Below are 12672 nucleotides of genomic sequence, written 5' to 3'. Positions count from 1 at the left end.
CTGCAAGTAAGAACGGGAACTGCTCATTCTATCGCAAGCAGGCCGTAAAGCCTCGTGCGCAGTCCGACCTTTGTAGTCGTTTTTTATTATTCCTCTCTTCTGCTTTTCCATGCCCTCCCCGCAGCAGCTCCGCATTCAGGATTTCCATTACGACCTGCCCGCGGCCCGCATCGCACCCGAGCCGCTGCCCGACCGCGCCGCCAGCCGCCTGCTGGTGAGCCGGGCGGGCACCATCACCGACAAGACCTTTCGCGACCTCCCCGGCGAGCTACCGCCCCACACACTGCTCATCTTCAACGATACCCAGGTGGTGCGGGCCCGGCTACTGGCCAAGCGCCCCACGGGTGGCGCGGTCGAGCTGTTTTGCCTAGAACCAGTGGCGCCGCACCGCGCCCTCGAGCCAGCGCTGCAGCAAACGGGCGCTGCCACCTGGCGCTGCCTCGTGGGCAATGGCCGCCGCTGGAAGGAGGGCCCCGTAACATTGGAGTTCTCATTTGCGGGCCGGCCCGCTACACTATGGGCCGAGCGCCAGGCCGTAGAAGAAAGCGGCGAGAGCCTCATCGATTTTCGCTGGGAGCCAGCTTCGCTACCCTTTGCCGAAGTGCTGCGCGCCGCTGGGCACCTGCCCCTGCCGCCCTATCTGCACCGCCCCGACACTGCTACCGATGCCGTGCGCTACCAAACCGTGTATGCCGCCCACGAGGGTGCCGTGGCGGCCCCCACCGCCGGCCTGCACTTTACCCCCGAGCTGCTGCAGGAGCTAACTCAGCGCGGCACCGCCCTAGGCCAGGTAACACTGCACGTAGGCGCAGGCACATTTCAGCCCGTCAAGGCCGAGACGATGGCCGACCACCCCATGCATGCCGAGCCTATTATTGTGCAAGCTAGCTTGTTGCGGCAGCTGCTGGCGCACCGGCCCCACCCAGTTATTGCGGTGGGCACTACCAGCCTGCGCACCCTCGAAAGCCTGTATTGGCTTGGGGCTGGGCTGGTGCAGCAGCCCGACCAAACTACCTTGGCCGTAACCCAGTGGCAGCCTTATGAGGATGCCCCCAGTGTGGCGCCCGAGCAAGCGCTGCAAGCGCTGCTGTCCTACCTCGAGCAGCAAGGCTCCGATACCTTGGAAGCCAGCACGCGGCTGCTCATTGCACCGGGCTATCAGTTCCGATTGGTGCAAGGACTGATTACTAACTTTCACCAGCCCGAAAGCACGTTATTGCTGTTAGTGAGTGCTTTACTAGGCCCGGGCTGGCGTGCGGTGTACGACCATGCCCTAGCGCACGGCTATCGCTTCTTGAGCTACGGCGATAGTTCGCTGCTGCTGCCGGGCTAATGAAAGGTTTGGCATGGGCTTTGAGTATTCCTAAGATTAAATAGGGTTAACCTCATCTGTTAAACCTGGACAACCCTAGGTAAAGGGCCGCGTAAAAGGCCCAGGAACTACAATTCTACCCTCCTCTCAACCATGAAAAACGCAATTCTGCTCCTCGCCGCCTGTGCTTTCACCACTGCTTCGTTTGCCCAAACTCCTGAAACGGAAGTAAAGGTGCGTGACAATGGCACGAAAAAAGTTGTTACTAAAACTGGCAAAACCAACGTAGGCCAAGCCCTCGAAAATACGGCCGATGCAGCTGGCAACGTAGCCAAAAAGGCTGGTAGCAAAATCAAGCACGGCGCCAAAAAGGGCACTAAGGCTGTAAAGCGCACCACCCAGAAAGTAGGCAAAAAGACTGTAGAAGGCACCGAAAAAATGGAAGCCAAGTCGGAGTAGTCTACCCGCTTCTAAAATACAAAAAGCCCCGACCGAGGTCGGGGCTTTTTTGTTGTGGCCTAGGTGCTACTCCTAGCTTATTGGTCAGCGGGTTTTTCTTTAAGCTGATATAATACGCTTTCGCTCACGCCGTGCCCAAATAAGCTGAGGCCCGCATTGAACACGACCAGGGCTACCGTACCAGCGCCTACCCACTTGGCAGTAGGCTCGCCTTTTTCTTTCAGGTTACCGGCCCAATTGATGAGGCATGCGCCGGCCCCTACTACTAGCAGCCCCGTGGGGGCTAGTACCAACCATTTTGTTTTATGAGTCATTGCTGTAACACAGCGGTTTGGTGAGTGAATGCGCTGTAGCCGTTAGTACACCAATGCACTTAGTTGGGTTACTCATGATTTAACTCAAGCTCCTCTTGATTTTATACGTAAGCGTTGGTTTTAAATAATAAATATTGAGCTATCAGCCCTAAAAAAACGCATGCTCTAGCAAATAAGCGTCGAAAATAAAGCTAGGCACTATCTTCGCGCAGGTCATATTGAGAAAAACTGTATTTATGCCGCGCACAGTCCTTTTAGCTCGTTTATCACTAGTGTTGCTCTTGGCGTTGGCCGGAGCGGCTGCGTTCTTGCCTCACCACCACCCAGAGGCAGCACCCAATGCCTTCCAGCCCGCCGATATTGCTTGGATGCTTACGGCTTCGGGTTTAGTGCTTTTTATGACGCCAGGACTGGCGTTTTTTTATGGGGGTATGGTGAGCCGGCGCAACGTTATCTCGACCATGCTGCAGAGTTTTATTGCCCTAGGTATCATTTCGGTGCTATGGTACGTGGTAGGTTTCTCGCTGGCTTTCGGCGATGATATTGGAGGGGTGATTGGCGACCCGCGCACGTTCTTCATGTTCAACAATGTGGGCACGGCGCCGCACCCGCGCCTAGGGGCAGCCATGCCGTTCGTTTTATTTGCCGCGTTCCAGCTCAAGTTTGCCATTATCACGCCAGCCCTCATCAGTGGTGGCTTTGCCGAGCGCATCCGATTTTGGGGCTACCTCATTTTCATGTGCTTGTTTAGCATCCTCATCTATTGCCCACTGGCGCACTGGGCTTGGCACCCCGACGGCTTCCTGGCCAAATGGGGTGTGCTCGACTTCGCGGGCGGCACGGTGGTGCACATCTCGGCGGGTTTTGCAGCGCTGGCGGGGGCCATCTCTATCGGCCGGCGCCGGGTGCACCTCGACGGCCACGCCCACGTGCCGGTAAATGTGCCCTTCGTCATCCTAGGTACCGGCCTGCTGTGGTTTGGCTGGTTTGGGTTCAATGCGGGCTCGGCTTTCGGGGCTAACACGACGGCCGTGCAGGCGTTCTTCACCACGCACCTAGCTTCGGCGGCAGCTATGCTCACTTGGATGCTGCTGGAGTCGGCCCGCGGGCAGCGGCCTTCGGCCATGGGTACGGCCATTGGGGCCGTGGTAGGGCTAGTGGCTATCACGCCCGCGGCGGGCTACGTTAGCTACGGGCCGGCGCTGGCTATCGGCATTCTAGCCTCGGGCGTAAGCTTTGGGGCCGTTATTCTCAAAAACCGCACAACCCTCGACGACACCCTCGATGTATTTCCGTGCCACGGCGTGGGCGGCATCGTGGGCATGCTGGCCACGGCGCTGTTTGCTCAGAAAGGTGGCTTGTTTACGGGCGGCGGGCCGGCACTGCTAGGCTACCACCTACTTACACTGCTTATCGTGGGGGTATTTACCTTTGGGGGCTCATGGGTGCTGTATCAGATAACAAATCTGATTGTGCCTATTCGGGTAAATGCTGAAAACGAGGCGCATGGCCTCGATACCAGCCAGCATGGCGAAACCATCTTGGTGGCCTAGCTGCCTAGTGGCGGGGCCACTGGCGCCCCTTTCTTTTGCCAGTCATGACCCAGTTATTTTTTTCTGACTACCACCCTAGCGAGCGGCCATCAGCGGCCCCGCAGCCACTCGTCATTTTTGGGGCGGGCGGACTAGGGCGCGAGGTGCTAGTACTGCTCAATCAACTCAACGAGGCCGGGGCCAACTGGGACGTGTGCGGCTTTTACGACGACCAGCCACCCGCCACGCCCACGGTGGCGGGCCTCCCCTACCTAGGCACCGCCCACGACCTCAACCAAACCCAAGAGCCGCTGGCCGTGGCCGTGGCCGTGGGCAGCAGCGCCAGCCGCGCCGCCGTAGTGGCGCGGCTTACGTCGCCGCAGCTCACGTTTCCAGCGCTAGTGCACCCACGGGTGCGGCTGGCGCCGTCACAGCGGGTAACCCTAGGCGCGGGCTGCATCATTCAGCAGGGCTGCATCCTCACGTGCGATATTACCCTAGGGCGGTTTGTGTTCCTTAATCTATGTTGCACCATCGGCCACGACGCAGTGCTCGAGGACTTCTGCTCGCTGATGCCCCACGCCAATGTGAGCGGCGCAGCGCGGCTCGGCACCGGCGTGTACTTGGGCACCAACGCTACTGTTATTCAAGGGGTACGCGTGGGGGCTAGCACCACCGTGGGCGCCGGGGCCGTAGTGGTACGCGACCTGCCTGCTAGTGTCACGGCCGTGGGCGTGCCTGCCCGCGCAATTATCAACGAGCAATAAGTACTTATCGAGTGGCCTAGCGTCTTCATTTATACGTTTAGGCTATCAGACTGCACGTTGCTTCCTACTGCTTGATTTTGGACCGTATTTACCTTTCTCCCCCGCACCTAGGTCGCCACGAGCTCAACTACCTGCACAAAGCGGTGGAAGACAACTGGGTAGCGCCGGCTGGGCCCAATTTGACCGGTTTCGAGGCCGATTTGTGCACCTTCACGGGCGTAGGCCACGCGGTGGCGCTCCACTCGGGCACAGCTGCTATTCACCTGGGGCTGCGGCTGCTAGGCGTGGGGCCGGGCGATGAGGTGCTGTGCCCGTCGTTTACGTTCGTGGCCACGGCCAACCCCATTGGCTATTGCGGCGCTACACCGGTGTTTGTGGATAGTGAAGCCGACACCTGGAACATGTGCCCGGTGCGCCTGCGCGAGGCCATCACCGACCGGCTCAGTAAAGGCAAAAAGCTCAAAGCACTGCTGTTGGTGCACCTGTACGGCATGCCCGCCAAGCTAGATGAGCTGCTGGCCATCGCGCAAGAGTTTGACTTACCGGTGCTTGAAGACGCCGCCGAGGCCCTAGGGTCGCGCTACCAGGGCCGGCCGCTAGGCAGCTTTGGCGAGGTGAGCGTTTTCAGCTTCAACGGCAATAAGATACTGACTACTAGCGGCGGTGGCGCCTTGCTGACCAACCGCGCTGACTACGCCGCCAAGGCCCTCTTCTGGGCTACGCAGGCTAAGGATGCCGCCCCACACTACCAGCACTCAGAGGTAGGCTACAATTACCGCCTCAGCAACCTGCTCGCTGGCATCGGCCGGGGCCAGATGGAATTGCTAGAGGACCGGGTGAAACGCCGCAGTGAGATTTTTACTTGGTACAAGGAAAACCTAGCGGGCTTGCCCGGCCTCTCTGTGGCACCCGCTACTGAGCTGCCCGGTAGCCGCGCCAACCGCTGGCTAACCACCGTGCTGCTCAACCCCGCCGAACCGAAGGACGGCGCTAGCCAAACCAGCGCCACTCCCGAAAGCCTACGCCAGCACCTCGAAACACGCAACATCGAGAGCCGCCCCCTGTGGAAACCCCTGCACCAGCAGCCGCTGTTTGCTGACGCGCCTATGTATGGCGGCGCAGTATGCGAGGATTTATTTGCCCGCGGCCTGTGCCTGCCCAGCGGCACGGCCATGACCGACGACGACCAACGGCGCGTAGCAAAGGCCCTGCGCGAGGGCTTGGCAGCCTAGGCGGCTAATGATGGTGCGCCTCCTCAGGCGGCGGAGGTAGCTCGGTAGCGGCGCGATAGAGCAGCGCCGTGGGCACCCTAGGGTAGTGGTGGTGCAGGTGGTGGAAGGCAAACGAGGCCGTGATGGGCGTCCAGGCCTGCGCCAGCGCCGCGGCCGTGCGTGCCACCGGATTGCGCGACGATACATGGTGCGGCACATAAGAAGCCCAAATAGGCATGGTGGCGCTCATCAAAAACGCCACGCCCCAGTACACTAGTCCCACCATCGAGCCCGTAAGCCAATACAACGCCACAAAGCCCACCAACAGCGCCAGGGTCGCGCCCGTTTCGAGCAGCTGAATACGCTTGGTGTTGGGCGCAATGCGCAGGGCCTCGCGGCGTAGCATCAGCGTGTGCCAAGGCCCTTGCCACAGCACCCGGCCAAAGCTCCAGGTGGCGGGAGCACCCTCGGGGTCGGCTTCGGTAAGGCAGCGGCCGTGGTGGCGCAGGTGCGTCACTTGTAGGCCGTGGCCACTTTTCAAGATGAGCAGGCCGCTCAGGCTTAGTATTCGCTTGTTGGCTGCTTTAGAGAGCCCTAGGGCGTTATGCATGGTATCGTGCATCTGTACAAAGGCGGCCAAGCACACCACTACTACCAGCGGTGCGGCCAGCCACCACCAGCCTGCTAGTGCCAAGGCGATATACAAACCCAGCAGTACCCAGGGCCGGGCCAGCTCTACGCGCCGCTGTGTGGGTGTTAATTGAAAATCCATAGCGATTATTATAAATTGAAATACAATAGCTTACTAAGTTATTCACCCTACTCCCGGCTTTCGTGCCGCACCGGCAGCGCATAAGTCGGAATGTCGGCCGGGGCCAGCTCGCGCCAGGCTGGCTGGAAAGAGCCGTGGTAGCCGAATAATTTCCCGAACACTTTGTTGCGCACTTCTACCTGAATGCGGTAGCAGTCGGCCGCATCGTCGTACCACTCTTCTACCTCGGCCAGGCCCGATAGCAGCATCGGAAACCGAAAGTTGAGGGGGCCTTCATAAAAGCGCTGCTCGCCCGAGCGCAGTCGCAGGCCGCCCCGCTCGGTCACGGCCAGGTCAATGTCGACGGCCAGGTGCTGGTGGGTGCCTAGGTAGTCCACAATGCAGTTGCGGCTGGTGCTACGAATCATGGTAGCGTCGAAGCAGCGCACGTGCCGCGGAAAGCTGAAGCGACGAATCCAAGTCACCGTTTCGCGGCCCATCGGGTCGCGGTAGGCGTAATTTTCGATGCGAAATGGTATATCTCGCCCCGCCTCGGGAAACATAATATTGCGCAGCAGCCCAACACGCAAAAACGGCTGGGTATAGAATGGCCCGTGCCACACCTGAGCCATTGTGCCCTCGCCCACAAACGCCCGGTTATCGTGGCTGCTGAATGCAAGACGCTCTTGAATACGCGGGTGCAGCTTGGCAAAGTCAGCACCCAATTGCTGCTGGTAGATGGACGGCATAGTCGCAAAAAGTAGGTCTTTTCAATAAGGCAGTGAGCGCAGCAGCTAAAACAGGTCAGGCCGGTTGCGGAGCATGGGCCACCACGCGCTCGACCCTAGGTGGCTGGCGCCGGCACCTAGCGGCACTCGGTACTATGTCTTCGGGCACTAGCAGCCGCACGGCCGCCATCGCCACAAGAGCCAGATTGAGCGTAAGAGGATTGAAGGGCGCCACGAACACGGCCGGCTGGCTAAACAAGGCTCCGGCACCTAGCACCAGCAGCCCTATCATGTGCAGCCAGTATACTGGCCGCAGCCGCCGGGCCGGCATTAGCCAAAAAAGCAGCCCAAACAAGATTTCGGCCACGCCTACCCCAGCCGCTACTCGGTGGGCCGCCGCGGCTGAAAAGCCGGCGCCATGCAAGATTCCCAATTCACCGGTATCAGGGTAAAGCAGCTTTGGCACTACCCCTTGGTATACCCACACCACGCCTAGGGTAGCCCGCGTTAGCCAGTCGGCCAGGCCCAAGCGCCGCGATAAAGCAGGCCGCTGCCCAGTTTCGAGCCATAGCCGTAGGCAGTCGAAGCTCCAGGCCGTAGCCCAGCCAATAAGCGGCCGAAACGCCAGTCGGTCGAGCACCTGCCCTACCCACCCAAAGCGCGTTTGGTAATCATACTTCGTAAAAAACCGCAAGCCATCGGCCGTTGGCACGTATTTCCAAAAGCCCGCGCCTTCGCGAATGAGTGATACCCACTCCTCTGACCAAAACTTGAGTACTGAGGTACGCTCCCCATTTTTTTCTTTGGTGCCGAGGCTTTCGCCCCGCCCCGCTACCCCTAGGCCAAACCCGATGCGCGTAGCGTACAAAAACTGCTGCGGCTCGGCGGCCGAAAGCCGCGGCAGGTACTCGATTTCGGTGAAGCGCAAGTCCCACTGCTGATGCAGTTCAGGCTGCTGGGTGTGCTCCCAAAGAGCCTCTAACGGGCACCGAATGCGAGCCTCTACGTAGATGGGCGGGTTTTTCATAACGCGTGCGAAAGGTAGCGATTTTGCGCAGCAAACCCTAGACATTATGATAATAATCAGAGCATTTTACCTCTACAGAAAGAGCAGGTAAACGTGTGCTTAGCCTTCGGCTCCAACACACGTTTACCTGCTCTTTCTGTAGGGCGCTTGCGGCGGCGTAGCAACCAGTAGCTATCCCGCTAATCCAGCGCCTGCCCTAGGTCAGCCAGCAGCTCGGCTGGCTCCTCGATGCCCACGCTCAAGCGCAGCACGCCCGGTGTGATACCTAGGTCCTGGCGCTGCTCTTCGCTGAGCCCGCGGTGCGAAGTAGCTGTGGGGTACGAGCACGACGAAGCCACCCCCGCCAGTGAGGGCGCCAGCGGAAACAGCTTGGTGCGCTGCACAAAGTCATCGGCCGCCGCCACGGTATCGTTGGCGAGCCGCAGCGAGAGCATCCCGCCATACAAGCCATTCAGCAGCTGTGCTTCGGCTAGGTCGTGCCCGGGGTGCGTTTCGAGGCCAGGGTAAAAAACTTCCGCCACGGCCGGGTGCTTGGCTAGAAAGCGGGCTACAGCCAGCGCATTTTCCGAATGCTGCCGCATGCGCAGCCGCAAGGTTTTGAGGCCCCGCACGGCCAGCCAGCTATCCAGCGGGGCCAGCATCAGCCCTAGGTTAGTAGCTACTTGCCGCAGGCGTTTATTGAGGGCCGGGTCGTTGGCCACTACCACGCCAGCTGTTACATCAGAGTGGCCAGCCAGGTACTTCGTAGCCGAATGCCACACCATATCGGCGCCCCAGTCAAGCGGGCGCGTCAGCATGGGTGAAGTAAACGAACTATCAATAAGCAGCTTGATACCTTGCTCGCGGCACGCTTGCGCCAGGCGAGGCCCATCGAGCACGGTTAGCAAGGGGTTGCTAAGCACCTCAGCTAGCACCAGCTTGGTGTTGGGCTTGCGGTGCTGGGCCAAGTCATAGAGCTGTGCTAGCGGCACATAGGTCGTTTCGATACCTAGGCGGCTCAACTCCTGCGACAGCAGCACTACCGAGCCGCCGTACAGCTCGGCAGGGCACAGCACATGGTCGCCGGCTTGGCAGGTAGCCAGCACGGCTGCCAGCAAGCCAGCCAAACCGGCACCAGTAGCTACGCCGCCCGCTGCGCCCTCCAAGCGAGCCACTTCGGCCACTAATTCGTCCGAATTAGGGTGCTCGGAGCGCGAGTAACCGTAGAGGCCCTTGCGGCCGGGCGTGGTGTAGTAGTCTTCTAGCTCGGCCAGCGAGCTAAACTTGAAGACCGATGTTTGGTAGATGGGGGTAACTTTCGGGTGTATTGAGGTCAGGTCCATAGCAGGGCGAAGGTAGCGCCAGACTACTGCCGCTCCCACGCTTGCCTACTGGGTGCGGCGAATTTCTTCGGCCTCAGTTCGGACTTTTACCGACTCATCCACTATTTCTTCGGCCTTGCCGGTCAGCGTGTCGGGCACTAGGTGCAGCAGTACCCGGTTTTCGCGGGCAAACACCTGCATCAGCACGATGAGGTACGACAGCAGCAGCGGCCCAATAACTAGTCCTACAATACCAAAAATATCGACGCCTAGGGTCAGGCCCACCAGCGTTACCCAAGGATGGATGTCGCCCATGTATTTGGCCATCCAGATGCGCAGTAGATTATCCACGTTAATAATCACCACTACACCTACCACCAAAATACCGATGGCCTGCCCATTGTGCCCCTGGGTAAACTGATAGATGGCGGCCGGGCCCCACACCAGCGGGGTACCCAGCACCGGGATAAATGCCATAAAAAACGCGATTACCGTCCAGAACATTGGCGATGGCACACCGAATATCCACAGCGTCAGGCCTGTTAACAAGCCCTGCACCAAGGCTACTACCCCTTGCCCCAGTACGTTGGCATTCACGTTGTTGCGCAACGACTCACTGAGCTCGTCCAGCGTCTTTTCGCGGAAGGGCAAGTAGCGTCGCAGGCCCGCCAGGAAGGTCTCTTCCTGCATAAATAGGTAATACATCGTGAAGAGCATCAGGCCCACGATAACGATGACATTGAGCACGCTGCTGGCCAGCGTTGGTATCCATTGGCTAACGCGGGCAGCGCCCTGCTGCAAGAGTTGGCGCACTTGAGCCTGCTGCGTCACCTGCACGCCCAGCTTACGCTCAATGCCTTGCACCGTCGCCAGAATCTGGTCGGTATTTTGGGCTACTATCCGCACCTTGTCGATGAGCAGCGAGGTAAGGGCAAAAAAGGGAATAATGAGCACTACCACTGCGAATATGAGCAGCAGCACCGTCACCAGTGTGCGGTTCCAGCCGCGCTTGTGCACCAGCGCCGTAAACCACGGCCGCAGCACTACATATAGGATACCCGCCCCTAGGAAAGCGGTGAGGTAACCAAGCATCCCGTACAGAGCTAGCGCACCAAGAACAACTAGCGTGGCGATAAGCAGCAGGTAACGCTGGCGGGGGGTGTAAATATTGGTTTCAGCAGGAAGCGACATTGCGCAAAGGCCAGTAAAAAGGGAGTAATAGTCGCTGAACGAAAAAACTCCACGTATGGCTGAGTTACGCACCAAAACGACGGGCCCTAGGTAGCAAAAAAGCGCCCGCGCCAGCCGAAGCCAGCGCGGGCGCTCCCGCAGTTTACTTATTAAGGCTTAAGCCAAGTTAGGCCGATGCCGACTCAGCTAACACAGTCACTTTGTTGCGCAGCACCTCCACGATGCCACCGCCAATGTGAAACGTGCCGCCGCCCGCACCCGTCACAATCACGTCGCCCGTTTTGAGGGCCGCAATCAGCGGAGCGTGGTTGTTGAGCACTTCAAACGACCCATCGGTACCCGGAAAGCGCACCGAAGTAGCTTCGCCATCAAATACCTTGCGGTCGGGGGTGATGATTTCTAAATGCATTGCTTCTGTCATGCTGAGCTTGCGAAGCATCTTATCACGTTCGCAAGGCTCGGATTACTAATTTCTGACGAAAGCAGCCGTGATAAGATGCTTCCTTCGTCAGCATGACATACGATTTACTTGGCTTCAGCCAGCAGGCGCTCGCCTTTAGCTACAGCATCTTCGATGGTGCCCACCAAGTTGAAGGCCGACTCGGGCAGGTGGTCATACTTGCCGTCGATGATTTCGTTGAAGCCTTTGATAGTGTCCTTGATGTCAACCAGTACACCTTGCAGGCCGGTGAACTGCTCGGCCACGAAGAAGGGCTGCGACAGGAAGCGCTGTACGCGGCGAGCGCGGTTTACAGTCTGCTTGTCTTCTTCCGACAGTTCGTCCATACCTAGGATGGCGATAATGTCTTGCAGCTCCTTGTAGCGCTGCAGAATCTCCTTCACGCGCTGGGCAGTGTTATAGTGCTCAGCACCGAGTACGGTAGCGTCGAGGATGCGCGAGGTCGAGTCGAGCGGGTCCACAGCTGGGTAGATACCTAGCTCGGCGATTTTACGGCTCAATACCGTCGTAGCGTCCAAGTGAGCAAAGGTGTTAGCCGGAGCCGGGTCAGTCAAGTCATCGGCAGGCACATACACGGCCTGTACTGAAGTAATCGAGCCGCGCTTGGTCGAGGTGATGCGCTCTTGCATGGCACCCATCTCGGTAGCCAGCGTGGGCTGGTAACCTACGGCCGAAGGCATACGGCCCAGCAGAGCCGATACTTCCGAACCCGCCTGCGTGAAGCGGAAGATGTTGTCGATGAAGAACAGGATGTCGCGGCCAGCACCGGTGCCGTCGCCGTCGCGGAAGCTCTCAGCAATCGTTAGACCCGACAGGGCCACGCGAGCGCGGGCTCCGGGGGGCTCGTTCATTTGGCCGAACACGAGGGTAGCCTGCGATTTTTCCATCTCGGCCATATCCACCTTGCTCAGGTCCCAGCCGCCTTCTTCCATCGAGTGCTTGAAGGCATCGCCGTAGCGGATGATGTTGGCTTCGATGAATTCGCGCAGCAGGTCATTGCCTTCGCGGGTACGCTCACCTACACCAGCAAATACCGACAGACCCGAGTAGGCCTTGGCTACGTTGTTGATAAGCTCCTGAATCAGTACGGTTTTGCCTACACCGGCACCACCGAACAAACCAATTTTACCACCCTTCACATACGGAGCGAGCAGGTCAATTACTTTGATGCCGGTGAAGAATACTTCTGACGAAGTAGCGAGGTCTTCAAAGGCAGGCGCGTTGCGGTGGATGGGCAGGCCGCCGGTGCTCACGGGCTGCGGAATGCCATCAATAGCCTGGCCAATTACGTTGAACAGGCGGCCTTTCACGCCGTCGCCGGTAGGCATCGTGATGGCGTGACCTAGGCTGCGTACAGCAGCACCACGGGTCAGGCCCTCGGTCGAGTCCATGGCGATGGTGCGCACCCGGTCTTCGCCCAAATGCTGTTGGCACTCCAGCATCACCACCTGGCCATTGTCTTTGGTTACTTCCAGCGCATCGAAGATGTTGGGGAGGTCGCTTTCGCCCGCGAAGCTCACGTCCACCACGGGGCCGATAACCTGGGTGATTTTGCCCGAATTCGCCATTTGGTTTTGTTTTACTAAGTTAATACGTTTTGAGGGTGCAAAAGTACGCTC

The 12672-nt window shown here is 59.0% G+C and carries 13 protein-coding genes; 5 read left to right on the top strand and 8 right to left on the bottom strand.

Going from position 1 to position 12672, the window contains the following annotated elements:
* Window positions 1-109: 109 nt before the first annotated feature.
* Window positions 110-1333, top strand: coding sequence for an S-adenosylmethionine:tRNA ribosyltransferase-isomerase (locus FNT36_RS21520; RefSeq protein WP_144851996.1), 1224 nt, complete (start codon window positions 110-112; stop codon window positions 1331-1333).
* A gap of 132 nt (window positions 1334-1465) precedes the next feature.
* On the top strand, window positions 1466-1771 hold the full coding sequence (locus tag FNT36_RS21515; protein ID WP_144851994.1) for a hypothetical protein: 306 nt from the start codon (window positions 1466-1468) through the stop codon (window positions 1769-1771).
* A gap of 77 nt (window positions 1772-1848) precedes the next feature.
* Here FNT36_RS21515 and FNT36_RS21510 read toward each other — a convergent pair whose 3' ends face one another.
* Window positions 1849-2085, bottom strand: coding sequence for a hypothetical protein (locus FNT36_RS21510; RefSeq protein WP_144851992.1), 237 nt, complete (start codon window positions 2083-2085; stop codon window positions 1849-1851).
* Between the two features lie 236 nt (window positions 2086-2321).
* Between FNT36_RS21510 and FNT36_RS21505 the strand changes: the two genes are divergently transcribed.
* From FNT36_RS21505 to FNT36_RS21495, 3 genes are all read left to right on the top strand, one after another.
* Complete coding sequence (locus tag FNT36_RS21505) at window positions 2322-3638, top strand: ammonium transporter (protein ID WP_144851990.1); 1317 nt, start codon at window positions 2322-2324, stop codon at window positions 3636-3638.
* 44 nt (window positions 3639-3682) lie between these two features.
* On the top strand, window positions 3683-4384 hold the full coding sequence (locus tag FNT36_RS21500; protein WP_144851988.1) for an acetyltransferase: 702 nt from the start codon (window positions 3683-3685) through the stop codon (window positions 4382-4384).
* A gap of 77 nt (window positions 4385-4461) precedes the next feature.
* Complete coding sequence (locus FNT36_RS21495) at window positions 4462-5616, top strand: DegT/DnrJ/EryC1/StrS family aminotransferase (RefSeq protein ID WP_317129626.1); 1155 nt, start codon at window positions 4462-4464, stop codon at window positions 5614-5616.
* A gap of 4 nt (window positions 5617-5620) precedes the next feature.
* Here the strand turns inward: FNT36_RS21495 and FNT36_RS21490 are convergent, their stop codons facing one another.
* The 7 genes from FNT36_RS21490 to atpD form a co-directional block, all read right to left on the bottom strand.
* Window positions 5621-6367, bottom strand: a complete 747-nt coding sequence (locus tag FNT36_RS21490) for a fatty acid desaturase (protein WP_144851986.1) — start codon at window positions 6365-6367, stop codon at window positions 5621-5623.
* 47 nt (window positions 6368-6414) lie between these two features.
* Window positions 6415-7095, bottom strand: coding sequence for a DUF4166 domain-containing protein (locus FNT36_RS21485; RefSeq protein WP_144851984.1), 681 nt, complete (start codon window positions 7093-7095; stop codon window positions 6415-6417).
* A gap of 55 nt (window positions 7096-7150) precedes the next feature.
* Window positions 7151-8101: a DoxX-like family protein gene (locus FNT36_RS21480; protein ID WP_144851982.1), complete on the bottom strand. Its 951-nt coding sequence runs from the start codon at window positions 8099-8101 to the stop codon at window positions 7151-7153.
* Between the two features lie 179 nt (window positions 8102-8280).
* Complete coding sequence (locus FNT36_RS21475; RefSeq protein WP_144851980.1) at window positions 8281-9423, bottom strand: trans-sulfuration enzyme family protein; 1143 nt, start codon at window positions 9421-9423, stop codon at window positions 8281-8283.
* Window positions 9424-9468: 45 nt separating this feature from the next.
* Entirely contained in the window at window positions 9469-10593 is a 1125-nt protein-coding gene (locus FNT36_RS21470; protein WP_144851978.1) for an AI-2E family transporter, read from the bottom strand.
* A 166-nt stretch (window positions 10594-10759) separates the two neighbouring features.
* The gene (gene atpC, locus FNT36_RS21465; RefSeq protein ID WP_144852524.1) at window positions 10760-11002 is read right to left on the bottom strand and encodes an ATP synthase F1 subunit epsilon; all 243 of its coding nucleotides are present in this window, start codon (window positions 11000-11002) and stop codon (window positions 10760-10762) included.
* Between the two features lie 116 nt (window positions 11003-11118).
* Window positions 11119-12621 carry a F0F1 ATP synthase subunit beta gene (gene atpD / locus FNT36_RS21460; RefSeq protein ID WP_144851976.1) on the bottom strand — a complete coding sequence of 501 codons (1503 nt, stop codon included), beginning with the start codon at window positions 12619-12621 and terminating at the stop codon, window positions 11119-11121.
* Window positions 12622-12672: the final 51 nt, after the last annotated feature.

This window comes from Hymenobacter setariae (assembly GCF_007713685.1).
Taxonomy (GTDB): Bacteria; Bacteroidota; Bacteroidia; order Cytophagales; family Hymenobacteraceae; genus Hymenobacter; species Hymenobacter setariae.
This window is presented reverse-complemented; position numbering and strand designations above follow the sequence as displayed.

Coding starts and splice junctions, on each gene's coding strand:
- FNT36_RS21475 (WP_144851980.1), bottom strand. CDS start 9,423: ATGGACCTGACCTCAATACACCCGAAAGTTACCCCCATCTACCAAACA.
- FNT36_RS21480 (WP_144851982.1), bottom strand. CDS start 8,101: ATGAAAAACCCGCCCATCTACGTAGAGGCTCGCATTCGGTGCCCGTTA.
- FNT36_RS21515 (WP_144851994.1), top strand. CDS start 1,466: ATGAAAAACGCAATTCTGCTCCTCGCCGCCTGTGCTTTCACCACTGCT.
- FNT36_RS21500 (WP_144851988.1), top strand. CDS start 3,683: ATGACCCAGTTATTTTTTTCTGACTACCACCCTAGCGAGCGGCCATCA.
- FNT36_RS21510 (WP_144851992.1), bottom strand. CDS start 2,085: ATGACTCATAAAACAAAATGGTTGGTACTAGCCCCCACGGGGCTGCTA.
- FNT36_RS21470 (WP_144851978.1), bottom strand. CDS start 10,593: ATGTCGCTTCCTGCTGAAACCAATATTTACACCCCCCGCCAGCGTTAC.
- FNT36_RS21520 (WP_144851996.1), top strand. CDS start 110: ATGCCCTCCCCGCAGCAGCTCCGCATTCAGGATTTCCATTACGACCTG.
- FNT36_RS21505 (WP_144851990.1), top strand. CDS start 2,322: ATGCCGCGCACAGTCCTTTTAGCTCGTTTATCACTAGTGTTGCTCTTG.
- FNT36_RS21485 (WP_144851984.1), bottom strand. CDS start 7,095: ATGCCGTCCATCTACCAGCAGCAATTGGGTGCTGACTTTGCCAAGCTG.
- atpC (WP_144852524.1), bottom strand. CDS start 11,002: ATGCATTTAGAAATCATCACCCCCGACCGCAAGGTATTTGATGGCGAA.
- FNT36_RS21490 (WP_144851986.1), bottom strand. CDS start 6,367: ATGGATTTTCAATTAACACCCACACAGCGGCGCGTAGAGCTGGCCCGG.
- atpD (WP_144851976.1), bottom strand. CDS start 12,621: ATGGCGAATTCGGGCAAAATCACCCAGGTTATCGGCCCCGTGGTGGAC.